We start from the raw sequence: 24857 nt of genomic DNA on the forward strand, positions 1-24857 counted from the left end.
AAGATTGTAGAGTCAGAAGACCCTGAAGACTGCACAGAAACGCGAAACCAAATGATTTTTGAGGTCAAGCCCTCGGTCTGTTAGCACGGCTCGGCTACATACATTACTGCACTTCCACCTACCGCCTAAGAACGGGTGTTCTTCCCGTGACCTTACCCACTTACGTGGTGAGAGCACTCATCTTGAGGTGGGCTTCCCACTTAGATGCTTTCAGCGGTTATCCGCTCCGCACTTGGCTACCCAGCGTTTACCGTTGGCACGATAACTGGTACACCAGCGGTGCGTTCCTCCCGGTCCTCTCGTACTAAGGAGGACTCCTCTCAATGCTCTTACGCCTGCACCGGATATGGACCGAACTGTCTCACGACGTTCTGAACCCAGCTCACGTACCGCTTTAATGGGCGAACAGCCCAACCCTTGGGACGTACTTCCGCCCCAGGTTGCGATGAGCCGACATCGAGGTGCCAAACCTCCCCGTCGATGTGGACTCTTGGGGGAGATCAGCCTGTTATCCCTAGAGTAACTTTTATCCGTTGAGCGACGGCCATTCCACTCTGCGCCGTCGGATCACTAAGGCCTACTTTCGTACCTGCTCGACTTGTCAGTCTTGCAGTCAAGCTCCCTTTATGCCTTTACACTCGCCGCACGGTTTCCAAGCGTGCTGAGGGAACCTTTGCGCGCCTCCGTTACCTTTTAGGAGGCGACCGCCCCAGTCAAACTGCCCACCTGAAACTGTTCCCTGACCGGATAACGGTCATGGGTTAGAATTCTAGCTTCGCCAGAGTGGTATCTCACCGTTGGCTCCATACTCCCCACAAGGAATACTTCATCGCCTCCCACCTATCCTGCGCAAGCCAAGCCCGAACACAATTCCAGGCTACAGTAAAGCTTCATAGGGTCTTTCTGTCCAGGTGCAGGCAGTCCGTATCTTCACAGACATTCCTATTTCGCCGAGTCTCTCTCTGAGACACCATCCAGATCGTTACGCCTTTCGTGCGGGTCGGAACTTACCCGACAAGGAATTTCGCTACCTTAGGACCGTTATAGTTACGCCGCCGTTCACCGGGGCTTCGGTCGCTAGCTTCAAGGTTTCCCCTGACCAACTTCCTTAACCTTCCGGCACTGGGCAGGCGTCAGCCCCCATACTGCGTCTTAATGACTTTGCGGAGACCTGTGTTTTTGGTAAACAGTCGCCTGGATCTCTTCACTGCGACCCACGTCTTAGGTGGGCACCCCTTCTTCCGAAGTTACGGGGCCATTTTGCCGAGTTCCTTAGAGAGAGTTATCTCGCGCCCCTTGGTATTCTCAACCTCCCTACCTGTGTCGGTTTCGGGTACAGGTAACTGTAAGTTAACGTGTTTAGAGCTTTTCTTGGAAGCTAGACTATGCCACTTCCCCACCGTAGTGGGTCGTACTCACGCCTCAACTCGAAACGTTTTCGCCGTCTCTCAACATCTTGACGCTTGAACTAGAGTGGCTCAACATCCGGCTGACAATTATCTTCTCCGTCCCTCTGCACAACCTACAATCAGTACGGGAATTTTAACCCGTTGTCCATCGACTACGCCGTTCGGCCTCGCCTTAGGCCCTGACTAACCCTCCGGGGACGAACCTGGCGGAGGAAACCTTAGGGTTTCGGGGCATTGGATTCTCACCAATGTTTGCGCTACTCAAGCCGACATTCTCACTTCCGTTTCGTCCACAGCTGCTTGCCGCTACTGCTTCTACCTACGACGGAACGCTCCCCTACCGATTAATCGTTTATTATTAATCCCACAGCTTCGGTACATCGCTTAGCCCCGTTCATTTTCGGCGCGAGAGCGCTTGACTAGTGAGCTATTACGCACTCTTTCAAGGGTGGCTGCTTCTAGGCAAACCTCCTAGTTGTCTGTGCACTCTCACCTCCTTTATCACTTAGCGATGATTTGGGGACCTTAGCTGGTGGTCTGGGCTGTTTCCCTCTTGACAATGAAGCTTATCCCCCACTGTCTCACTGGCAATGTGTGCTCTGGGTATTCAGAGTTTGTCTCGATTTGGTACCGGTCTCCCAGCCCGCACCGAAACAGTGCTTTACCCCCCAGATATAATCATTACCGCTGCGCCTAAACACATTTCGGGGAGAACCAGCTAGCTCCTGGTTCGATTGGCATTTCACCCCTAACCACAACTCATCCGCTGATTTTTCAACATCAGTCGGTGCGGACCTCCACTTGGTGTTACCCAAGCTTCATCCTGGCCATGGTTAGATCACCAGGGTTCGGGTCTATAAACACTGATTATCGCCCTTTTCAGACTCGGTTTCCCTTTGGCTCCAGCATTCTCGCTTTAACCTACCAGTGCCTATAAGTCGCCGGCGGCTCATTCTTCAACAGGCACGCGGTCAGACTTTTAAATAGTCCTCCCACTGCTTGTAAGCTAACGGTTTCATGTTCTATTTCACTCCCCTTCCGGGGTTCTTTTCACCTTTCCCTCGCGGTACTGGTTCACTATCGGTCACACAGTAGTATTTAGCCTTACGAGGTGGTCCTCGCTGATTCACATGGGATTCCTCGTGCCCCATGCTACTCGGGATTCAGCTACTATCCTTGAGTTTTCAACTACAGGACTTTCACCTTCTTTGGTGCAGTATTTAGCTGCTTCGTTTAACCGCTAGATTCGATATTGCTGTCCCACTACCCCAATCGGTAAACCAATTGGTTTAGGCTCTTCCCCTTTCGCTCACCACTACTTAGGGAATCTCTGTTTTGATTTCTCTTCCTCCAGCTACTAAGATGTTTCAATTCGCTGGGTTGGCTCTCTCCTGCCTATATATTCAGCAGGTAGTATATAGGGTTGCCCCATTCGGAAATCTCCGGCTCAATGTTTGCTTCCAACTCCCCGGAGCATATCGTCGGTAACCACGTCCTTCATCGCCTCTGTGTGCCTAGGTATCCACCGTTAGCCCTTATTAGCTTGACCACTCAATTCATTTGGTGTTTCACAATTTGCATTCACAAAAACAAATAGTTAGTTCTGCTTACCTCGTCACTTCGCACTGATTTTACTCAGCACTCACAACTCAGCAATCAGTACTAAGAATGTCTGTGTCTGCCTGCTATTTTCGCGTTTCTATGCAGTTTTCAAGGTTCTGGCTGAGATACAACTCAGCAGTCTGACACGTGTGTCATGTTGCTGAACTCTCACAAAGTTTTTTGTTTATATTCTGAACCATTAATACTTTGAAAGCTTTATACTAATACCAATTCTCGACCGACCTAGGTTAGACCAACTTACTATCTATTTAACTGTGTGTTTTTCGATATGTAAGGGGTGTAGGTCTCCCTAAAAAGGAGGTGATCCAGCCACACCTTCCGGTACGGCTACCTTGTTACGACTTCACCCCAGTCACCAGTCCTGCCTTAGGCATCCTCCTCCACGAATGGTTGGAGTAATGACTTCGGGCACTACCAGCTTCCATGGTGTGACGGGCGGTGTGTACAAGGCCCGGGAACGAATTCACTGCAGTATGCTGACCTGCAATTACTAGCGATTCCTCCTTCACGCAGGCGAGTTGCAGCCTGCGATCTGAACTGAGCTCCGGTTTACGGGATTTGCTTGCATTCGCATGCTTGCTGCCCTCTGTCCGGAGCATTGTAGTACGTGTGTAGCCCAAGGCGTAAGGGGCATGCTGACTTGACGTCATCCCCACCTTCCTCCGGTTTGTCACCGGCAGTCTCTCTAGAGTGCCCAACTTAATGCTGGCAACTAAAAACGAGGGTTGCGCTCGTTGCGGGACTTAACCCAACATCTCACGACACGAGCTGACGACAGCCATGCACCACCTGTGTTCGCGCTCCCGAAGGCACTCTTCCCTTTCAAGAAGATTCGCGACATGTCAAGCCTTGGTAAGGTTCTTCGCGTTGCATCGAATTAAACCACATACTCCACCGCTTGTGCGGGGCCCCCGTCAATTCCTTTGAGTTTCACCGTTGCTTAAGCGTACTCCCCAGGCGGGATACTTAACGCGTTAGCTACGGCACGGCTCGGGTCGATACAAGCCACGCCTAGTATCCATCGTTTACGGCTAGGACTACTGGGGTATCTAATCCCATTCGCTCCCCTAGCTTTCGTCCCTCAGTGTCAGTTACGGCCTAGCAGAGCGCCTTCGCCACCGGTGTTCTTCCTGATCTCTACGCATTTCACCGCTACACCAGGAATTCCCTCTGCCCCGAACGTACTCTAGCTATGTAGTTTCCACTGCTTTTATCTAGTTGAGCTAGACTCTTTAACAGCAGACTTACATTGCCACCTGCGGACGCTTTACGCCCAATCATTCCGGATAACGCTTGCATCCTCCGTATTACCGCGGCTGCTGGCACGGAGTTAGCCGATGCTTATTCCTCAGGTACCGTCATTGTGTTCTTCCCTGAGAAAAGAGGTTTACGACCCAAGAGCCTTCCTCCCTCACGCGGTATTGCTCCGTCAGGCTTTCGCCCATTGCGGAAAATTCCCCACTGCTGCCTCCCGTAGGAGTCTGGGCCGTGTCTCAGTCCCAGTGTGGCTGATCGTCCTCTCAGACCAGCTACTGATCGTCGCCTTGGGAGTCCATTACACTTCCAACTAGCTAATCAGACGCGAGCTCATCTCTAGGCAGTTAACCTTTCACCTCTCGGCACATCCGGTATTAGCCACCGTTTCCAGTGGTTGTCCCAGACCTAGAGCCAGATTCTCACGCGTTACTCACCCGTCCGCCACTGTGTCCGAAGACACCGTTCGACTTGCATGTGTTAAGCATACCGCCAGCGTTCATCCTGAGCCAGGATCAAACTCTCCGTTTTGTTGTGTTTCGAGTTTGTGTATCCGAAAAAATATTTTTCGGAATCCTAGTTACTAATTTTGGTTATTATCTTTTTGGGGTTTCCAAAAAGTAAAATCCTTTGACGAGGATTGGTTTTTCTTTAAGCTTTCAAAGTATTATGTTTTTCAGGTTCAGTGGTGGTTGGCTTCTCTCGCCTTTCCACTTAACTAGAGTAACTAGTCATCCCCTGGTTTGTCAAGGGGTAAATTTATTTTTTTTTTATAAAAGGGCAAATCTCTTGGCTGGCATTACTTTCAAGTGAATGACTTAAGCAATATAGGCAAGGCATAGACGCAGTAGCTGAACTTTATATAGCTAGTTAGTTTTCTAAATTGGCTCTGATGCAAGCTAAGTGATTATAGTAATCATTATCGAAAAAGGTAGGAGGCAGTCTTGCTGGAGGGATTTATCCTAAATCCAAATGCCTGAACTAACTATCAATACCTTTGCCAATTTACGAGGGTTCAACGCCTGTAGAAACGTTATGAATCCGTCCCAAAGAAGTAATCTTGGCAAAAATCTGGGTTAATAAAATAGGCTCAGGCATTTCCGGAAGCATTTTTAAGATTTCACGGACATATCGAAAACCACGATAATGAGTCTTCAGGTCAATAATGCCAGAGTCGGGATTAAGGAGACGAAAATCCAAGAGAAGATGATGGGACAAGTTGACCATGAAAAATGCTAAATTAACAGCATTAGTCACAGCAGTTTGGCTTAAGTTCATGAAATCTTCCAGTCCCCAAAACTGCTTGGCATCACGGAAATTAAACTCGATTTGGAAGCGCAATTTGTAGTAATCTATTATTTTTTCGTAGGACAACTTTAGGTCACTAGAAAATAGAATTACATGACTACGAGCATGAGTTTTAAGATTAATTTTAACTAAAATAACTACATTTAGTGCTTGGGCAAATTCCTTGTGAAGGAGAGTGCATTGATAAACATCAGTTTGAATTTCATCCTCTATGCTACTTTTACGCAAATACTTATCAGGTATGTTATGGTAGTCAATCTTATCACCGTATTTACGACGAGAGCGTTTATGGGAGTCAGGATGTTGATATGGGATATACAATGCAGAATCGTGGCGCAACTTAGAAATTATGTGTAAGTTAACAAGACGTGCCATCTGCAAAGCATTATTGTTACCAAAATGCCCATCTAGCACTAAGTAAGTAAGCGGCACAAATCCAGCTAATAATTTGAACAGCGAATTAATCATCTTTTGAATTCGCACTAATTCAGATGTTAAAATCACCTCGGCTTTATTCTTATTCTTACTTCCTTTTGGTCGTCCACGCTTACGTTTTTCTTTAGGCTTTATTTCTGAGGCTAATGTTGAACTACTTTTTCTACATCGCTCTTAATCACCTGTTCTATTTGAATGGGAAATGAGTGCCTTTGTTCAACACTTACTAATGATAATGTAAAGAAAGACAGTCCTAATATCGGTTTACTTACTAGGCTGGAAAAGAATCTATCCAAACCATAAGTTTTTTTACCTGATTTACTCACTACAACTTCATCTCCTGCAAGCAAATACACCTCATTTGCACGGAATAAATGCTTACGGAAAAATAGCCAAAACAACGTCGCCCAAGGTATTACTGTCTGAAAGAATCTTAATATCGTCCGATAACTACCACCAGTGCCTGCCCAACGCGAGATTCCCAACATCGTGACTCGCCCGCTCATCGTTAACATAGCCAGGATTATTTGGTTAAATTGCCGCATTGTTGTCGCGTTGATCTGCGGTAGCAGGCATTGTAGCAGTGATAAGATATCAGGCATGGGCTGCTTGTAGTGTTTGATTTATCGTTGTGAGAGACAATAAATCTACTACGAAATGCCCTACCTCTTCATACTCTTATTTTGGCAATGGTATTGAACTATATATAAGAATATAAAAGCATAGTTGTTCCAGAGCCTCCGGTTAAAGGCTCCCATCTTATGACTAGATGCCTACCCCACAAGATTCGTTACAGTGAGTCTAGCGCTGTAGACGGATTTCACAATTTATAATAAGTTTTTGAGAAAAAGCTAAAAACTAGACTAGGCAATAAATACAGATGATCCGACCGCGTAAGGTCTTTGCTCAACATTGGCTCAAAAGTGAAAAGGCGCTCGACGCAATTATAAAAGCAGCGGAGTGTACAGAAAGCGATCGCTCCGTCAAAGGCGATCGCATCCTGGAAATTGGGCCTGGAACTGGTATTCTAACTCGTCGTTTATTACCCTTAGTGCAGTCTCTGATTGCAGTTGAGATAGATCGAGACTTATGCCATCTGTTATCAAAGCAACTGGGTAAGACTGAAAATTTTTTATTGCTGCAAGGCGATTTTCTCACCCTGGATTTACCATCTTATTTGGTAGCCTTTCCCAATTTCCAAAAGCCAAACAAAGTAGTAGCCAATATTCCCTACAACATTACAGGGCCAATCATTGAGAAACTACTGGGTACGATCGCAAATCCCAACCCCGAACCATTTGACTCTATAGTATTGCTGGTACAAAAAGAGGTGGCAGAAAGGTTGTATGCTAAACCAGGATCAAAAACCTTTGGGGCGTTGACCGTGCGGGTACAGTATTTGGCTGAGTGTGAGTTAATCTGCACAGTCCCATCCTCTGCATTCCATCCAGCGCCAAAAGTTGATTCAGCAGTGGTAAGATTACGTCCCCGAAAAATAGAAATACCAGCGCTTAATCCCCGACAGTTAGAGACTTTCTTGAAGTTGGGGTTTGGTGCCAAGCGCAAAATGTTACGAAATAATTTGCAATCTGTTATGGAACGCGATCGCCTGAGCCACTTACTGGAACAATTAAAAATAAATCCCCAAGCCAGAGCCGAAGATATCAGCGTTCAGCAATGGGTAATCCTAGCAAATGAACTGGCAGTAGAGAGTGGGGAGCAGGGAGTAGGAATATAGATGACAAGATAAAATAGATTTTTTCCCATTCCCCAATTCCGCATTGCCCATTGCCCATTCCCCATTCTTATAAAATGCGTTCCTACAGCTTAATTGCCCCTGCTAAAATCAACTTATATCTGGAAATCATTGGCGATCGCCCCGATGGTTATCATGAGTTAGCCATGATACTTCAAAGTATCGGACTTTCAGATCAAATTGATGTGCGTTCCATCAGCACTGACAGCATTCGTGTTCACTGCAACCACCCACAAGTACCGACAGATAAAACTAATCTGGCATACCGGGCAGCAGAATTAATGGTCAGGCAATTTCCCGAAGCCTTTGCTAAATATGGCGGTGTAGAGATTACCGTCAATAAGCAGATTCCTGTAGCGGCTGGGTTGGCTGGGGGCTCGACGAATGCAGCAGCTGTGTTAGTGGGTATAGATTTACTGTGGAAGTTGGGATTAACTCAGTCTGAATTAGAAGAGTTAGGAGGTACACTCGGTTCTGATGTCCCATTTTGTGTAGCGGGTGGAACTGCGATCGCAACAGGTAGGGGTGAGCAACTTTCTCCCCTGCCGAGTTTAGATAACATATATATACTATTGGGGAAATACCGCAGTCTGGAAGTTTCCACACCTTGGGCATACAAAACCTATCGCCAGCAGTTTGGTCATTCTTATATTAGAGATACCGATAATTTGGCAGCGCGTGCTAGTGCAGTTCATTCAGGAGCAATAGTAAAAGCTATCTTGCATAAAGATACGAGGGAAATTGCCCAAAAATTGCACAATGATTTAGAGCGTGTGGTATTGCCAGCCTATCCCCAAGTTTTGCAGTTGCGAGAAGTGTTTGCAAATCAGGAAGGCGTTTTAGGAACAATGATGTCTGGTTCTGGCCCAACAGTATTTGCTCTTTTTGAGTCTCAACAGCAGGCAGAACTAGTTTTGCAGCAAGTAAGGGAAGCAATTATTGATGAGGACTTAGAATTGTTTGTAACTCGGACAATTACGCATGGTATTAAAGTGACATCATCTGTTTAAATAATTCTTTTTCCTTAATTAAGGATAATGTCCCAACTAAAAATCTGAAATCCAAAATCCTATGAGTGACCAAAATTTAACGCCACCAACTGATACTAAAATGTCGGCAGCAGCAAGTCCGTTACGCTGTTTAACTGGGGCAGTAATTTCTGGGGGAATGGGATATGCAATGTATTCGCTGATGATTGCGATCGCTACAAATTTTGCTGCTAAACCCCTCCATTCAATTAATCCATTAGTAATTAAAATTTCCTCTGCTGTTCGGACTCTGGTTGTTGGTGTAGTTGCTTTAGGAAGCGGAATATTTGGTATAGTAGCAATTGGTTTGTTGGCTTTGGGAGTGCAATTATTAATGCAGCAGTTGAGCAAGCAAAAAAGTAGTGAAAACTAGTAATTTGCTTTTAATCAGCAACCTAAAGGTACAAGTTTTTCTAATGCACCATGATTTTTGATCAATTGTAGCTTCGCGTTTTTAGAAGACTGAAAAAGTTGTTGCTGTTTTCTCCAAGTTTTGGGAGAAAGCCCGTGGTGTTGACGAAACTGACGAGAGAAATGACATGTATTTTGATAGCCAAGTGCAATAGCAATCTGGTCGATTGTCTGATTAGTATCTCTGAGTAAAGGACGTGCTGCTGCCATTCGACGCTTAACAATCCAAGCGTTTACAGTTTCTCCTGTTTGTTTGGCTACTCGGTTAGTCAAGTAAGCAGGCGAATAACCAACTGCAAGAGCCACATCAGACAAAGTAATTCCTTGGCGATAATTAGCTTCAATAAAGTCGAAAACTGCTTTAAGTTGGGGAACAGATGGAAAAATGGACTCAGAGTTGAACGATGAAGGTGGTGATTGAGCGGCTTGATGAGAGTTAGTAGCGTACCAATACCTCAAAAAAGCTTGCTTTTCTAATCGGACAGCGATCGCTCTGAGCAAATCTTCTATACTAGAGGGTTTAGTCAGATAATCATCCGCTCCCAACTCCATACCTTTGCGAACATCTGTTTGAGTATTACTCCCAGTCAAAAAAATGAAAGGAATAATTGCTGTGTAAGGATCTTGGCGCAACCTAGCCAAAACAGTGTAGCCATCCATATCTGGCATTTGAATATCGCAAATCACTAAGTCAGGTAAATGCTCTTGTGCTTTCTGGATACCAGCTACTCCATCTTCAGCACCTATGGTGTCAAAACCTTGAGCCTCAAGAACTTCTAAGAAGAGATTGCGAGTAACAGCATCATCTTCAATTACAAGAATTTTTTTCGACGATTCGTATCTCATTTTTCCATCACTAGGATTTTTGTGGCAGGGAATGATGACCAAATTCTATGCCGAGTCATTTGTCAAAAAAGTTATGTGTGTTGAGTTGAAAATGATTATTAATTAACAACTCAGAACACTATCATTAGGAAACCAGCAAATCTCTAATTCTGGCTGTAGCACCAATGAAGAGTTAGATTAAACTAACGTAATAAAGGCCAGAATCAATATCCCTAGTCACTCGGTTAAATAAGTCAGTGCTATAGCCATTGATGAGTTGCTAATCATAAATTTCTAAAATCATCATGGTGCTATTGGCTATTTATAAATAAATGGAATTCAAAAGAATCAGAAGTTATTTAGTGCTTTTAAAGATAATTTTAACAATAAAAAGAAAGATTTTTATATTGGTAATATAAAGATATTATTGCTAGATACATAAGTAAGCACTATCTTAGTATTCATTCAATATTAGAAGAGTAAAATAGTGTTTATTCTTACTGACCGATAATTATTTTTTATAAATTAAAACCAGATATATAAGACTTGATATAGTCAAAATTACAATATCAAAAAACTACCTTTTTTATCCTTTTGACTATATTAATAAAATTAAGGGCAATATCTGATGTTTATGCTTTAACCTGATTCACATAGATATACATAACTGACTTAAACCCATTAAATATAACAATAATGCAGTTTTTAGCCATCTTTAGCAATTTATCTCTGAGAAAGATTTTGATCATCTCTTTCAAAGTCATATCCAAAAATGCGATAAGTAATATGCTGCAAAACTCTATGATAATTTTGATTTTAGCTAATCATTTATAACTGTTATGCAATCAAGATAAGAACCATAAGTCAAAAACTTTAGTGCATAATAAAATAATTTTGTCAATTCTAATTTAGATATATTTGTTCTAAGATTTATAGTTTTAATAAGTAAATTATTGCTCATTAATTTAACTGACCCTAAATTTGCTCACTTAGGTATCTAATAACATGATTGGACAGCTTGTCATCTGTCACAAGGAGTAAATTATTTTTATCGCTCATGCACTTATAGCTTACAAATATTCCAAAAGAAATAGGAAATATTAAGCAAGGATGTATTGATAAATACAATTTATGATTTTTTTTGGTACTTATATCTTCTGAAAGGTCTAATTAGAGGACATTGCAAGAGAAGTTCAATAAAATCACATATCTTTACTACATATATAAAACTTAATAAATTCTATATCCCCTTTCCAAAGTCTAAGTTGGTTTGACGCTAATGAAAATAAATAAGATTTCAAAAGCGAAAAAATAGACATATCTATCAAAAAATCGTTCATATACTCCTTTGCTAAAGATTGAGTAAGCTTAACGAAGAAGCAGCTTCTGCAATACGGTTTATCTGTAAGAGCGGGTTTAACAAGATATTTTATGATCCTGGTTAATCCCGCCCCTACTTTCAATATAAAGTTGTAATAGTTATTAACTTTATTTAAGTTAACTTAAGCATTATTTTGTAATCTTGTTATTTCAGATATGGACAATGCTCTTGAAGAAATTGTAGCAAATGATGTGATTCGTGGAGTCAAATATTAAACATTTATAATAGTTAATTATTTTTAGAATAAGTCCGGCTGGTATTTATTGTAATAGATGTGCAGGCATCAAAGCTAGATGATTACTGGATTGGAGAAAGGAAAAAGAAGATAAATGTTGCCAAATACAAAACAGTTTTTATTTATATACACGAGCGTATTTTATGACTCAAAATCTCACTGATTATCAAACAGAAACGGTTAAAAAAATCAACAATGAACAAATTGAGCAAATTCTCAAAGCGATTATTGCTGGGAAATATTCCTGGGCATGTGTTTTAATTCTGCGGTTTGCTGGGTACAATCCCATAGACTATATACCTTACCGCACCTACATTCGACTACTCAAAAATAACTACTTAGTTGAAAGTTCAAAACAAAATATAACTGATACTAAGGCTGTAGAAGCGTTAAGTCTAAAATCGACCTGGCTTCATCTTTGAAAAAGAAAATAATCAAGATAGAACGATTACTATAAATGAATGTCAGAAATTGAGGCTATTTCAAGGAAATTGACCACAAAGTTCCACGAGGCAAGGATGAAGACTGAAAACTTTAAATGTCCGGTTATTTACAGATATCTATTTGTTAAAGGCATTTCCACAAAGGCCAATTAAGAAGAATATCTGTTAGATAGCCTGAAATTTTATAATTCATACTTTTTTGGTCACGCCATCCTTAGCAATTATGACTTACCCAGTTACTACCCCTAATAGTTATTTGCAACCTACTCTGAAAGAGATTATATGGCAGAAAAAGCATGAAGTTGCACAAATCCAGCAAGAGATGTCTTTGGCTTCTTTGCAACGCCAGTTAGCTGCTGCGCCGACTGTGCGAGATTTTATCTCTGCTTTGCAACAGAGTCATTACCGACCTTGTATCATTGCAGAGGTGAAAAAAGCATCCCTAATTCATGGAATTATTAAACCAGACTTGGACTCAGTAGCGATCGCTAAAGCTTATGAACGTGGTGGCGCAACTTGTATCTCTGTCTTCACCGATCAGAAGTTCTTTTATGGCAGCTTTGAAAATTTACGCACCATTCGCTACCGGGTAAAATTGCCTCTACTGTGCAAAGAATTCATTTTAGATCCCTGCCAAATTTATTTAGCACGGGCAGCAGGCGCAGATGCGGTGCTATTGATTGCGGCAATTCTCTCAGATAAAGAACTTCAAAACTTTTTGCGAGTGATTCACTATTTGGGAATGAATGCTTTGATAGAAGTCCATACTTTAGCAGAACTAGATCGGGTGCTAAAGCTTGATGATGTACGCCTAATAGGAATTAACAACCAAAGTCTAGAAGATTTTAGCGTCAATATTGACACAACTGAGCAACTACTGGCAGCTAGGCGATCGCAACTACAAAGCTTGGGTATTATTGTTGTTAGTGAGTCTGGCTTGTATACATCTGCTGATTTATCCCTTGTAGCTGAAGCTGGTACACATGCCGTTATACTTGGCGAATCTCTAGTTAAACAAGAAGATATACAACAGAGTGTGCGTAATCTGCTCAAACCTACAGCTATTTTCAGATAAATAGACCAAATTCTATATATCTTTCTTTGCCGCATTCTTGCTTCTCTAGTCAAGCTTTTTTTGATTGGTGTAGACGCAAAAGGGCTTGTCGTCAAACATCGGTCATTGAAAAGCAGATGTTGTAATTTTGGTGTATAGTGTAACCCTCGACTTTAACAGATTTGGGGTTGACACTTTATAGACTGGCTAAAAATTCATAAATTTATACGGAATTAATACCAGCAACACTGAAATTGATAGCAACAACATCACTTATGAGCAAAATTATGAACACAACTAAAAGATATTTTTTACCCCTGATTTTTGTGACAATGGTTGTCAGCCTCAGCAGTTGTAGTTCTAACCCCACCGCTCGTAATATTGACAGCCCAAAGCCAGACCCTATAACAACACCAACGAATAGCGTATCTTCTCAGACTTCTAGCCAAATTCCTAGCGTAGCTCAGTTGAGAGAAAAATCTCCTAATCAAGAATCTCCTAAAGAAAATACGCCTTCCTCATCAATTCCTAAAGCTGTCACTAGCAAAACTACTAATGTCACGCTATACACAAGTGATACCCAGTGTCAAGAATTCATTCCTGAAAAAGTTTCAGTACCAGCCGAAGAACCAGTTACAAACGTAGTAAGTAAGATTTTAGAAAAACGAGATACAAGCGACTTTAGCTTGTCTGGATATCGCGTCAACATCAAAAATGGCATTGCTACAGTTGATCTGCGAATATCTCCTGAGTCAAAGCGGCAAATAGCTTCTCTTTCTAGCTGTGAACAGTTTGCTCTATTTGGCAGTCTCCGCAAAACCTTAACGAGCAATAGTCAATGGAATATTAAAGAGGTTCGCTTCACTGAACGAGGTGAGGATATTGTTCTTTAGCTAAAGATAGTAGTAAGTGCCGTCATTAGCTAGCTAAAAAAATTTTCAATCTGAACAGCCACAGGACTTATAGATCAGCAGTTGCCAAAACAGTATATGTTTTAGCCAATTGAAAACATCTGTAAATAGTGGTATAATTTACCTCAGTCTTGAGTTTATGGCAGCAATTCGCGGGCGTAATTCAGTGGTAGAATGTCATCTTCCCATGGTGAACGTCGTGGGTTCGAGTCCCATCGCCCGCTTTAAAATTTAAAATCTAAGCTACCAATATGATTGTTTCTGTTGGTATAGTCGCTTTTGAGTTTGTGTCAGATACAGGGAGCAAAAACGTCTAGACGCTCGCTAATAGATGACGGCTAATGGTAAAAAACAATTAGCGATTAGCAATTAGCACTATGGCAAATTTTCTCCAACCGCCAAGATTACGCATTGGTGAAGACACTGAAGAAGAACGACGCGCCACTTGGCTAGAACTTTTTTATGATTTGGTTTTTGTAGTTGCAGTTTCTCAACTCGCCCACAATCTCAACGAGGATATCTCTCTATCAGGATTATTTGGGTTTGTAGTTCTATTTATACCGGTTTGGTGGTCATGGATTGGTACCACATTCTACGCTAACCGTTTTGATAGCGATGATGTAGGACATCGACTGCTGATTGGTATACAAATGCTCACAGCAGCAGCAATGGCTATTAATATCCACCACGGTTTGGGTGAGAGTTCCCCTGGTTTTGCCATTTCTTATGCTCTCGGCCGGGCTGTGCTTGTAATAGAGTATGTCCGTGCTGGAAGACATATCCCCTCCGCACGTCCTTTGACTACTCGCTACGCTATTGGTTTTGCGATCGCAGCCTTGCTTTGGTTGATATCAGCATTTGTACCCATTCCTTGGCGGTTCGGATTTTGGGCGTTAGGAATTATTATTGACTTTGCTACACCTTTAACAGGATACAAGTTTCAAATGGGGTTACTTCCCCACGCCTCCCACTTACCGGAACGTTTCGGGCTATTTACCATTATTGTCTTGGGTGAAGCAATCATTGCAGTGGTCAATGGTGTTTCTGAGCAGAAATGGGATATTTTAACTGTGATTTCTAGCGTGTTTGGTCTGATTATTGCCTTTAGCTGGTGGTGGGTTTATTTTGATAATTTAGGTGGTAAACCGATTGAGACGGCGCGGACAGAAGGAAAGGTAGGTGTTGTCAATCTCTGGTTATACACCCATTTACCGCTAGTGATTGGGATTACTGCTGCTGGTGTTGGTGTAGAACAAATTTTGTTGAGTAAGGCAACTTTAGCATTACCCGATTCTCAGCGATGGCTAATCTGTGGTTCAGTAGCATTATGCTCTCTGGCTGTTAGTATTCTTCACCGATTTGGAGTCATCCGTTATTGTAAAATTCGTTCCCAGTACCGACTTGGGGGTGCAGTTATGCTGCTAGCGATCGCTATCTTTGGCAAAGGTTTGTTACCTGTTGCAGTCATTGCCCTTGTAGCTGTAGTTTCTGCTGTCCAAGTCGTTCAAGATTTGTATCAGAGTCGTCCCACGACCCGCTTGGTTGACCCGGAAATTTAGTTTAGGGGCTTCCAAAAAATAAATTATCCAAAATTATTTGTCCATTTGTAGGGGCGCACAGCAAGCTGTGCGCCCTTACTCAATTCATAGCCGTCTATCAGAGGTAGCAGAACCAAAGGAGGAATGTCATCATTAGATGATGTACCTTTGGGTATTGAAGTCAAGTAGGTGAAATATTTATTAATATTATAAATAGGCAGTGTAAATTCAACGGCAGGAGTCAGAAAAAATTCTTAGTGGCAGATATTTCGCATTAATCATCAAATTTCTCAACAACGGGATAGAAGCTCATGAAAGATCAGAAACCATCAGACTCTAAGCAATTCGTCGGAAATCTCAAGAACGGGATTTGGCTGTTTGGACTGTCATCCTGGGTATTTGGCATTACCGATCGCAGTATTGCTTCATTTGCAGATGGCTATCTATCAGCTTTAGACTTGACGCAACTATTCACTGCGGCTACATTCTTTGTGGCGTGGCTATTTTTGAAACCGGCATCCAGAGTTTAAGATCGGCGGCTGGTTGCGCTAGCACTGTCAAGATTCGGAAAGTTAGGGTATCGTCAGAGTTGGGCAAGCAAACTCGTGGATTGTACTTATGATGGGTTCGGGAATTTTTCACCATCCAGACTTCTCAAATTGTTGCTATATTGGATCTTTTTCCTTTTGAGGTAAGAGTTATAGCTTTTTTGATTTGGGTGTATCTAAAAAAATTTTCTAATTTTCCGGAATTGATTATGCTCAGGTGGTAGTCTCTATCAGACAAGCGATTTATACTGAAACTCTATAACGAAACCTTCGGGGTATATAACCCCATATTAAAAGCCCGGTCTTCATGACCGGGCTTTTATTAACACTTAGGAGTTAGGAATTGTTCTTAACTCCCAAATACTAATTAAATTAGGCAAAAGCAGCAGTTGTTACATCGTTATTCGATAGAATTTCTTGCAACTCTTCAGCATCTACCGTTTCTTTCTCAACCAACATTTGGGCGATTTGATCTAAAATGTGACGGTTGCCTACTAACACTTCTTTAGCGCGTGTATAAGCTACATCCACAAGCTTGCGGACTTCTTCATCAATGGCGGCGGCAGTTTCTTCAGAGAAATCACGCTCTGACATGATATCTCGTCCCAGGAACATGTTACCTTGTTGACGACCAAGGGCGACTGGGCCTAAGCGATCGCTCATCCCAAATCGGGTAATCATCTGACGCGCAACCCGTGCTACTTGCTGCAAGTCATTAGAAGCACCAGTGGTAACTTCTTCTTCACCAAAGATTAATTCTTCAGCAATTCGACCACCCAAAGCCACAGCCATCTGATTTTCTAGATAAGCGCGGCTGTATAAACCTGTGTCCATCCGGTCTTCGCTGGGGGTAAACCAAGTTAAACCACCTGCGCGACCGCGAGGGATGATGCTAATCTTCTGTACTGGGTCATAGTCGGGCATTAAAGCACCAACTAAAGCGTGACCAGCTTCGTGATAAGCAACCAAGGTTTTGCGCTTTTCGCTCATTACTCGGTCTTTCTTCTCTGGTCCAGCTAATACGCGGTCAATAGCATCGTTGATTTCATCCATCGAAATCTCAGTCAAATTCCGGCGTGCTGCCAAAATTGCGGCTTCATTCAACAGGTTAGATAAATCTGCGCCAGTAAATCCAGGGGTACGACGGGCGATTTTATCCAAGTCCACATCTTTCGCCAAGGTCTTGCCACGGGCGTGTACCTTGAGGATTTCGCTGCGTCCGGCGTAGTCGGGACGGTCTACCACAACTTGACGGTCAAAGCGACCAGGACGCAACAGGGCTGCATCTAGAACATCAGGACGGTTGGTAGCGGCAATGATGATGATGCCAGTATTACCTTCAAACCCATCCATTTCGGTGAGCAACTGGTTGAGGGTTTGTTCCCGCTCATCGTTACCACCACCTAAACCGGCACCCCGTTGACGACCTACTGCGTCAATTTCATCGATGAAGACGATACAAGGAGCATTGGTCTTAGCTTGTTCAAATAAATCGCGGACGCGGGATGCACCCACACCGACGAACATTTCTACAAATTCTGAACCGGAGATTGAGAAGAAAGGTACACCTGCTTCACCAGCTACGGCACGAGCTAGGAGGGTTTTACCTGTACCAGGAGGGCCAACTAATAGTACACCTTTAGGAATTTTTGCACCAACGGCGGTAAAGCGATCGGCGTTTTTCAGAAAGTCTACAACTTCGTTTAATTCCAACTTAGCTTGGTCAATACCAGCAACATCGCCAAATGTCACCTGAGTTTGTGGTTCCATTTGCACTCTGGCTTTGGATTTGCCAAAGTTCATCGCTTGGCTGCCTGGGCCACTTTGAGCGCGACGTAGTAAGAAGAATAAGCCAACCAAAAGCAATACAGGGAAAAATAAGCTGCTCAGTGCCTTAAACCAAAATCCTTCGTCGGTTTGGGGCAATACAGAAATATCAACGCCTTTAGAAGTCAGAGTATTGATTAGGTCTGGATCGTTGACTAAAGTAACAATCCGTTTAGCCGGGTCATATTTGGGTGTAACCAGTGCTGTAGAGCGATCTGCACTCAAACTGACTTTTTCTACTCTGCCTTGTTGAACTTCTTGAATAAAGCGACTATATCGCCATGTCTCTCTACTTTGGGGTTGTTTGTCAAAAAATGCTGTTCCCAGCGCAATTACGACAATAAACAGCAGCGCGTACAGCCCTGCATTTCTCCATCTTTTATTCACTAAGGTCTATCCTCCGGTATTTTTCGCGCAATCGCCTAGCTTCTCTGCTCGGAAAGGTGATTATTAAGAATTATGTTAACTTATCTTAAGATATAACAAATTTGGCGTGGTTGTCATGCTAAAAAAAGCTCCCTTATTAGCTGAAAACTATGATGGTGGGGATTACATTGTAGCGACCCTGAAGGCTGATTAACGGTATGAATGGGAATAATCTCTACCACACTATTAGTGTAGGCGATCGCTTCAAATCTCTGGACTAACTCGGCACTCCAAGTTTCTTCTCGCACTGGCTGTTGGTGCTTTTGTAGCCAGTTTACAAGTTGCGATCGCCCAATTCCCGGCAAAATTCCGGCTTTTATTGGTGGCGTGTACCAATTGCGATCGCACCATCCCCAAAGGTTGCCTGTACTGGTTTCTAGCCAATTTCCTTGAGCATCGACTAATATTGCTTCTTGAGCATCTGAGCTAGTTTTTGCCAACCAAGCACTCAAATAATTTCCAGTTTTATGAGAGGGGAGAGAACGATAAAATTCCGAGCTGGCAACGGCGCACACTACACCATTATTTTGTTTTTCTGTCAAATTTTGTGGTAAGAATCTACCTGTTATCCATTCTCGTCCATCGGGAAAGAGGGTAATTCTGAGAACGGGGAAGTGTGCAAGGAGAATTTGAGCGCCTCGAAGTAGACGGTTCCAGTCTGGTTGCTGCCAACCAAAAGTTTGGATTGAGAAAAGTAAGCGATCGCAGTGTGCTTGCCAATTAGTTAAATTACTATCTAGGGAGTTCTCATAAACCCGCAATGTGGTAAAAATAGTTGCTCCATAAAGTAAACCCGGATCGTTAATGTTTAGTTCTAGGGTTTGAGAGTGAATTAATTTACCGTCATACCAAAAAATATTATTTGTCATTTATTCAATGCTCAATGCCCAATGCCCAATTTGCTTAATCTTTGGGGGGAAACATAATTTTTTTAGTACCTTCAGGAGTTGTAATTACCTTTCCTCCCAAAGCTTCAATCTCTCTAATTGCGCGTTTTTGAGTTCTCTCATCAATTTGATTATTTAAAACTATTGCCCAGGTAGCAATTTGAGCATATTTGCTGTTAGGATTTCGATTCAGAAATTCAGCAGTTTTTTGAGAAGTATGAGCAATCATCTGACTTTCTGGATCTGAAAAGTTACTAGCCCAGTTTGCCGCCGTTGCAAAAGACTGTTCGGCTGCTTTAGCGTTGCCTAAAAATAATAATTCATCAACTCCTTTATAACGCCATACGTAATAAGACTTTTCGGGAACAAAGGGGGATAGTGATTTTAACCCTTTCTCTGATAGTGCGATCGTGCGTTCTGGCATAGCAGCATACAATGAAGTACTAATAGAAAGACTCCGATATGCTGCTAAAAATCGTGGGTCACGTTCTAAAATTACTTCAAAATATTCTGGACTTAAACTGTAACCTGTTTTATCCCGAACTTCATCATCTCCGAAGTACTGTAAGAAATTGAGATATACCAAATCTGCAATTAAATTGTCATAACTAAAAGTAGGCATTTTTTTGAGAAAATTCAAACGGAGATGTTCTGATTTTATTTCTTTTTCCAGAGTTTCTAAAGAGGCAGATTGTTTACTATCTATAAGTGTTTGCAATTGAGGGAATTGAATCAAGCCAATTCCTAAAATAGACACACAAATTATAAAAGGTGTAGCTATGGCTTTACGCTGCAACAACATATTTTTCTTGTCTTATCAGGCAGAAGCAACTCATTATATATAATATACTTCTTATAAAATTACTCAGCTATATAGTCACACAAGAGTATCCATTAAGCAGCTACTATCACAGTCTATCTTTACCTCAAGAGATAGTGAAAACAGGCAGAACCGCAAGCCAAATTTAAAGTATTATATTATACATAAGGCAAGGATGTGTAGGGCATGATTTATGCTTTCTTATTTGCAAAATCTGAATAAATTATTTTCTTTTGTGAGATGAAATTAGCTGCTACAAATTCTAGCTTTACTTCTCTTAAGCAACAAATTCTTAAATTATTAAGTTCCTTTGGTATTACTGAGTTTTGTTAAGTAACAGTAGTTAGATTTAGAACATCATTTAGAATAAAATTTTGTTCGCAATTAGACCTGTTGTGTGCTTAATCTTATGCTAGATACTGTAGTTACGAACAACTTGGAAAATAATGGTCTATCCATTCAGGCAAAAAATAGTGATTTTAAAACAATAGTTACTAATCTTAATGCCGATAAAAAAGGACTGGATGTTAATGAAATTATTGATGCCATCAAAACAGTAATAGTTGAAACCATTGATTTAAAAATTACTACTTGGGTAGCAGAGTCATCCGATCAGCCACAAAATGAGATAGAAGCAGCCAAACCAGGTAATCGAATATATACCCGAATTAATCTTGTTAGTGGTGATATCCAAAATGAGATTGGTAGTCAATTTACTGATAGTGGGCCCTATAAAGAAATTCGCGAATTTCATTTGACTCAAATTAGAGATGGTCGGGAGATCATTCACAAGAATATAGAAAGTGTCGAAAAATTGTATGGATTTTTTATGGAAATCGTGAAAAATCATAAAAAATCAGAACTTTAAGTATTCTTTGTTAATTACCCATTTAAGCTAAAATAGCTACCGAAACCTAGCCAAATCGTTAGGTTTATTTACTTGTATCTAGCTATTAATAAAATGCTACACCCAGAACTGTGAGAGAGTGAAACTATGTCTAATCATATTCAAACTAAAGACCGAAATGTTGCTCAACCTCAAGATATCCAAAACCAAGCTAGGGTCTTGTTAAACAATTTAGTATCTTCTGTACAGACATTAGTTTCTGACATCACAGCCTTAGAAGTAAATACGATGGTTGTAGATAGAATTAATGCTTCAAAGTTTAATGCTTGGGAGGCATATCAAGAAATTTATTCTATACACGATCCAGACTACTTTGAGGCAAAAGGTATTCCAGAAGAAGGTTCTCAAGCTCAAGAGCTACATAAGCGTTATAGAAGTCTATTTAACCAAATTGAAAGAGAATATTTTTACCTTCTTCTTGAAGAAGGTTCAGATTTTTATAATCCACAGGATGAGCGGGTAAAACGATATCGCCAGAGGCTTGAATATGCGAAGAAGCATCAACCAAACCTAGTCGAAGCCGATCAGGAAAATGTGAAGCTAGCTCAACCAATACTACCTGCTCCAACTCCCGTTCTTGATGACAAAGATGGAAACAGTCAAGAAGATTGGATTGAAACTTTTAAAGAGATTCAAAGACTTTTAAATAATGATAAATTTGTTCGTACCTTACGTAAAATGTATGAACTTAAAGCTGCACTTGATGGTGGTAATGTGAAAAGTACCAAAACTGATATTATTTTTGCTCAAACTGTCATGCAGTTAGATGGAGATATTATTACTCGTTACCATAAAGAACTGTTTACTCTATCTGAAGACGCTAAAAATCTCATCATTAATACACATAATCAAGGAGTTATTTCTGGAGAAAAGCAGTGGCGTGGAACATTTAGTTTTTTGATTAGTTTGGTACAGGGTATCGCAAATTTATCTCGATAATGAACGCCAACATAACAAAAACAGACAACCAAGCTGATGTTGTACTCTCTCTATTTCTACAAGTTTCTCAAGGTGATCGCTTTGAACTTAAGGTTGAGCGATCGCAGTGTAGTTTTTACCTAAATGAGACAGTTGTAGAACAGATTCAGCAAGCACAAAAAACTGGTGTTTCTCTATACATTCCGCCAAAACTGATAATTCCTCTTTGGTATTACGCCTGTTTCGGCAATAATGTTGTGTTTGGAAATAAAAAAGAAGTTACAGAAAAAGAAGTTAGTAATTTTTTTTACGTTACTGTTATAGTCAATATTATAAAATCTTTTCTGAGTAAAACCGCACCGGGGAAAGCAAGTTTACAGTCTGGACTCACCTTTAATTCTTACTATGAGCAGCCTGAATCAGTTTCAGATGCTTATAAAGAGAAAGATATCATTTTGCAAAGCACTGTCCTTCTTCATGGTGATATATTCCACAAAATCAAGTTGGATTTTATGCAAAATTCCAACTGTTCCACAATTATCTCTGCTCATTATTGGCTAACTGAACAAATACTAAGTTGCTTTCGCACTAAACTAAATCTACTAGTTTGGGAAATAGCTTCCCTGTTTCCTGCTGGTTTTGTAGTCTACAATTTACATCCAGTAAATGGGATACTATCAATATTTGCTTTGATAGGCTTCACTATAGTATTTGCTACTACTCGCTACATACTTGTCAATCAACTGCAAAGACGTACTTCCATCAACTCTAATTTAATAAATTGGTTTGTATGGATGCTGATTTGTCTCATCCCTATCGTTGTTGCTGCTATTAGTAGTTTGAGTGATATTAAGTCTTTATTCTTGCCATTTTTGTCATTTATTGCCCCAAAAATTGCAGAGTATATTTTAAATTTTATTAAACCACGAGTTTGGAAAATTATTTTCACATTAGTTTCTGTCGTTACTCGTATTTATAAATTTTTTAGGTAAATCCTATTTTTATTTTTGCAAAAGTTGCCAACATTGCCCGGCGATCGCCCAATCTTCTTGAGTATGAATAACTAATACCCGTACTGTTGAGTCAGTTGTAGCAATATCCTCATCCACAGGCTGCTGTTGGTTTTTCTGAAGATCAAGTTTCAATCCCAAAAAACCAAAGGCTTCACAGGCGGCTTGGCGAATTTCCGCAGAGTGTTCACCCACGCCTGCTGTAAACACCAAAGCATCTAATCCGCCCAAACTGGTAAGCATTGCACCGATACCAGAACGCAGACGATGCACGTAGATATCCCACGCCAATTGAGCGCGGGAATTCCCTTGAGCGTTGGCGTAGCCCGTCGTAGACATCGCTTCTCTCACTTCGCGCATATCGCTAGATACACCCGAAATTCCCTTTAACCCAGAAGCTTTATTTAATATGTCATCCAACTTTTCGACGGAATAATCGCAGTACCGCAACAGATAAATCAGAATTCCCGGATCAACTGAACCAGAACGACTACCCATCATCAATCCTTCTAAGGGCGTGAATCCCATTGTGGTATCAATACTGCGGCCGTTTTTAATTGCTGCTAAAGAGCAACCATTGCCCAGATGACAGGTAATTAACCGCTCAGGTGGAACATCGCGATCGAGGATTTGGGCAGCACGTTGAGAACAGTATTGGTGACTGATACCATGAAACCCATAACGACGAATACCTTGCTCTACCCACTCATAAGGGCCGGGATAGATTGCTGCTGCATCAGGGAGAGTGGCATGAAATCCAGTATCAAAGACTGCTACTTGGGTGACATTTTTTAAGATTTCTTCAATTGCTTCTATACCTTCCAAGGCAACTGGATTATGTGCTGGAGCGAGGTTAGATAAGCTAGCGATCGCCTTTTTGACATCCTCAGTAATTACTACACTATCTCGATAATCCTGTCCACCATGTACTATCCGATGCCCCACCACATCGATTTCTGACAACCGATCTATTACTTTGGTAGCACCATCACTCAGAGTATTGAGCATATAGGTAAGGTGTGCCTGTGGGGAATCATCAGAGATGGTTTCTTGCAGTGTTGCACCTGTAGCAGTTTTCACCTCAATTTCGGCTACACCGCGATCTTGAGTCCAGTTGATTTTCCCTTCCCAAAGGGGTTGAGATGCTTGGGTGGAGAAAGCCTCATCTGTAATCTCATACAGACAACTTTTTTGGGTACTCGATCCGGCATTCAGCACCAATATCTTCATAGGACAACATAAAAACATGACCTCCTTTGATCATGTCACTAAGTGTAGCCTAATGCTTCTAGTCTATAGGGATAATATGCAGCAAAGGGTTTTTCCAGCGCTAAAATTTGTTGAATTATTTTTCAAAGCGATCGCTCACAGATTTTCTATGAACTCTTCCGGTGTAACTTGCGCTTGCTTAAGAATGCCACTCAATGTCCCTAGCTTCAATTCTTGATGCACGGGTACAACACAGCCAGTTGTGCCTTCCGGCGTTTGCTTCTTCATCACAACATGACTACCGGTTTGTCGAATTTGTTCAAAACCCAAATGCTCCAGTGCCCGAATTGCCTCTCTACTTGAGATTCGTGGCAACTTAGGCATAGGTGATCTCAATGCTGGTCATATACCTTGGAGATGTTTCAGGTAGAGGAAATTCCTCTAAGTAAAGCTGGGTTGCCTCTTTCAAGCCAGAAATTGCCTGTTCGATTGTCTCTCCCTGATCAACCGTACCAACTTCGGGACACTCAGCTATATACATATCGTCCTCTTTATAAATAAGGACTGCAAAGCTCCGAGTTTTCATCGTACTGTATCCTCGACCCTTTTTATAGCAAGCATAACATCACCCTTTTTTTATAAAGATTGCCGTCATGAACACCCATCAGTGGAGCGATCGCGCCCAAAAAGCAGT

Annotated in this window: 18 protein-coding genes, 1 tRNA gene, 2 rRNA genes and 1 pseudogene; 12 read left to right on the forward strand and 10 right to left on the reverse strand. The window is 41.6% G+C overall.

The window, feature by feature from the left end; genetic code table 11:
- Positions 1-60 precede the first annotated feature (60 nt).
- The 3 genes and pseudogenes from FD724_RS17675 to FD724_RS17685 form a co-directional block, all read right to left on the reverse strand.
- Positions 61-2958: ribosomal RNA gene (locus FD724_RS17675) — 23S ribosomal RNA — on the reverse strand.
- A gap of 367 nt (positions 2959-3325) precedes the next feature.
- Positions 3326-4817 (reverse strand): 16S ribosomal RNA (locus FD724_RS17680).
- The 16S and 23S rRNA genes sit together here, the layout of an rRNA operon.
- A 474-nt stretch (positions 4818-5291) precedes the next feature.
- Positions 5292-6631 (reverse strand): annotated as a pseudogene (locus FD724_RS17685) (transposase).
- A 278-nt stretch (positions 6632-6909) separates the two neighbouring features.
- Between FD724_RS17685 and rsmA the strand changes: the two are divergent.
- The 3 genes from rsmA to FD724_RS17700 all read left to right on the forward strand — a co-directional run bounded on the left by rsmA (position 6910) and on the right by FD724_RS17700 (position 9186).
- Positions 6910-7767 carry a 16S rRNA (adenine(1518)-N(6)/adenine(1519)-N(6))-dimethyltransferase RsmA gene (gene rsmA, locus FD724_RS17690; protein WP_179073520.1) on the forward strand — a complete coding sequence of 286 codons (858 nt, stop codon included), beginning with the start codon at positions 6910-6912 and terminating at the stop codon, positions 7765-7767.
- 74 nt (positions 7768-7841) lie between these two features.
- Positions 7842-8795, forward strand: coding sequence for a 4-(cytidine 5'-diphospho)-2-C-methyl-D-erythritol kinase (ispE, locus tag FD724_RS17695; RefSeq protein WP_179073521.1), 954 nt, complete (start codon positions 7842-7844; stop codon positions 8793-8795).
- Positions 8796-8856: 61 nt separating this feature from the next.
- Complete coding sequence (locus FD724_RS17700; RefSeq protein ID WP_114086266.1) at positions 8857-9186, forward strand: DUF3082 domain-containing protein; 330 nt, start codon at positions 8857-8859, stop codon at positions 9184-9186.
- A gap of 14 nt (positions 9187-9200) precedes the next feature.
- Here FD724_RS17700 and FD724_RS17705 read toward each other — a convergent pair whose 3' ends face one another.
- Positions 9201-10070 carry a response regulator gene (locus FD724_RS17705; protein WP_179073522.1) on the reverse strand — a complete coding sequence of 290 codons (870 nt, stop codon included), beginning with the start codon at positions 10068-10070 and terminating at the stop codon, positions 9201-9203.
- A 1738-nt stretch (positions 10071-11808) separates the two neighbouring features.
- Between FD724_RS17705 and FD724_RS17710 the strand changes: the two genes are divergently transcribed.
- The 6 genes from FD724_RS17710 (at position 11809) to FD724_RS17735 (ending at position 16141) form a co-directional block, all read left to right on the forward strand.
- On the forward strand, positions 11809-12087 hold the full coding sequence (locus FD724_RS17710) for a HetP family heterocyst commitment protein (protein ID WP_179073523.1): 279 nt from the start codon (positions 11809-11811) through the stop codon (positions 12085-12087).
- 244 nt (positions 12088-12331) lie between these two features.
- Entirely contained in the window at positions 12332-13183 is an 852-nt protein-coding gene (trpC, locus tag FD724_RS17715) for an indole-3-glycerol phosphate synthase TrpC (protein ID WP_179073524.1), read from the forward strand.
- Positions 13184-13437: 254 nt separating this feature from the next.
- Positions 13438-14055, forward strand: a complete 618-nt coding sequence (locus tag FD724_RS17720) for a GerMN domain-containing protein (protein ID WP_179073525.1) — start codon at positions 13438-13440, stop codon at positions 14053-14055.
- 170 nt (positions 14056-14225) lie between these two features.
- Positions 14226-14297: transfer RNA gene (locus FD724_RS17725), tRNA-Gly, on the forward strand.
- Positions 14298-14450: 153 nt separating this feature from the next.
- Positions 14451-15632: a low temperature requirement protein A gene (locus tag FD724_RS17730; RefSeq protein WP_179073526.1), complete on the forward strand. Its 1182-nt coding sequence runs from the start codon at positions 14451-14453 to the stop codon at positions 15630-15632.
- A 290-nt stretch (positions 15633-15922) separates the two neighbouring features.
- Positions 15923-16141: a hypothetical protein gene (locus tag FD724_RS17735; RefSeq protein WP_012411184.1), complete on the forward strand. Its 219-nt coding sequence runs from the start codon at positions 15923-15925 to the stop codon at positions 16139-16141.
- 390 nt (positions 16142-16531) lie between these two features.
- On the opposite strand, the gene ftsH3 is transcribed toward FD724_RS17735, so the two are convergent.
- From ftsH3 to FD724_RS17750, 3 genes are all read right to left on the reverse strand, one after another.
- Entirely contained in the window at positions 16532-18373 is a 1842-nt protein-coding gene (ftsH3, locus tag FD724_RS17740) for an ATP-dependent zinc metalloprotease FtsH3 (protein ID WP_012411183.1), read from the reverse strand.
- Between the two features lie 113 nt (positions 18374-18486).
- The gene (locus FD724_RS17745; RefSeq protein WP_179073527.1) at positions 18487-19281 is read right to left on the reverse strand and encodes an aminotransferase class IV; all 795 of its coding nucleotides are present in this window, start codon (positions 19279-19281) and stop codon (positions 18487-18489) included.
- Between the two features lie 34 nt (positions 19282-19315).
- Positions 19316-20101 carry a hypothetical protein gene (locus FD724_RS17750; protein ID WP_179073528.1) on the reverse strand — a complete coding sequence of 262 codons (786 nt, stop codon included), beginning with the start codon at positions 20099-20101 and terminating at the stop codon, positions 19316-19318.
- A 427-nt stretch (positions 20102-20528) separates the two neighbouring features.
- Between FD724_RS17750 and FD724_RS17755 the strand changes: the two genes are divergently transcribed.
- From FD724_RS17755 to FD724_RS17765, 3 genes are all read left to right on the forward strand, one after another.
- A complete protein-coding gene (locus FD724_RS17755) occupies positions 20529-20987 on the forward strand; it encodes a hypothetical protein (protein WP_179073529.1) in 459 nt (152 codons plus the stop codon).
- A gap of 126 nt (positions 20988-21113) precedes the next feature.
- A complete protein-coding gene (locus FD724_RS17760) occupies positions 21114-21965 on the forward strand; it encodes a hypothetical protein (protein WP_179073530.1) in 852 nt (283 codons plus the stop codon).
- Positions 21965-22936, forward strand: a complete 972-nt coding sequence (locus tag FD724_RS17765) for a hypothetical protein (RefSeq protein ID WP_179073531.1) — start codon at positions 21965-21967, stop codon at positions 22934-22936. The genes FD724_RS17760 and FD724_RS17765 overlap by 1 nt, the downstream gene beginning before the upstream one ends.
- Before the next feature lie 9 nt (positions 22937-22945).
- Here the strand turns inward: FD724_RS17765 and FD724_RS17770 are convergent, their stop codons facing one another.
- The 3 genes from FD724_RS17770 to FD724_RS17780 form a co-directional block, all read right to left on the reverse strand.
- Entirely contained in the window at positions 22946-24184 is a 1239-nt protein-coding gene (locus FD724_RS17770) for an acetate kinase (protein WP_179073532.1), read from the reverse strand.
- 135 nt (positions 24185-24319) lie between these two features.
- Entirely contained in the window at positions 24320-24547 is a 228-nt protein-coding gene (locus tag FD724_RS17775) for a type II toxin-antitoxin system HicA family toxin (RefSeq protein WP_179073533.1), read from the reverse strand.
- Positions 24540-24749 (reverse strand): type II toxin-antitoxin system HicB family antitoxin, encoded by a 210-nt coding sequence (locus FD724_RS17780; RefSeq protein WP_179073534.1) that lies wholly within the window; start codon positions 24747-24749, stop codon positions 24540-24542. Before FD724_RS17780 ends, FD724_RS17775 begins: the two co-directional genes overlap by 8 nt.
- Positions 24750-24857 lie beyond the last annotated feature (108 nt).

The sequence above is a fragment of the Nostoc sp. C057 genome, from assembly GCF_013393925.1.
In the GTDB taxonomy this organism is placed as follows: domain Bacteria; phylum Cyanobacteriota; class Cyanobacteriia; order Cyanobacteriales; family Nostocaceae; genus Nostoc; species Nostoc muscorum_A.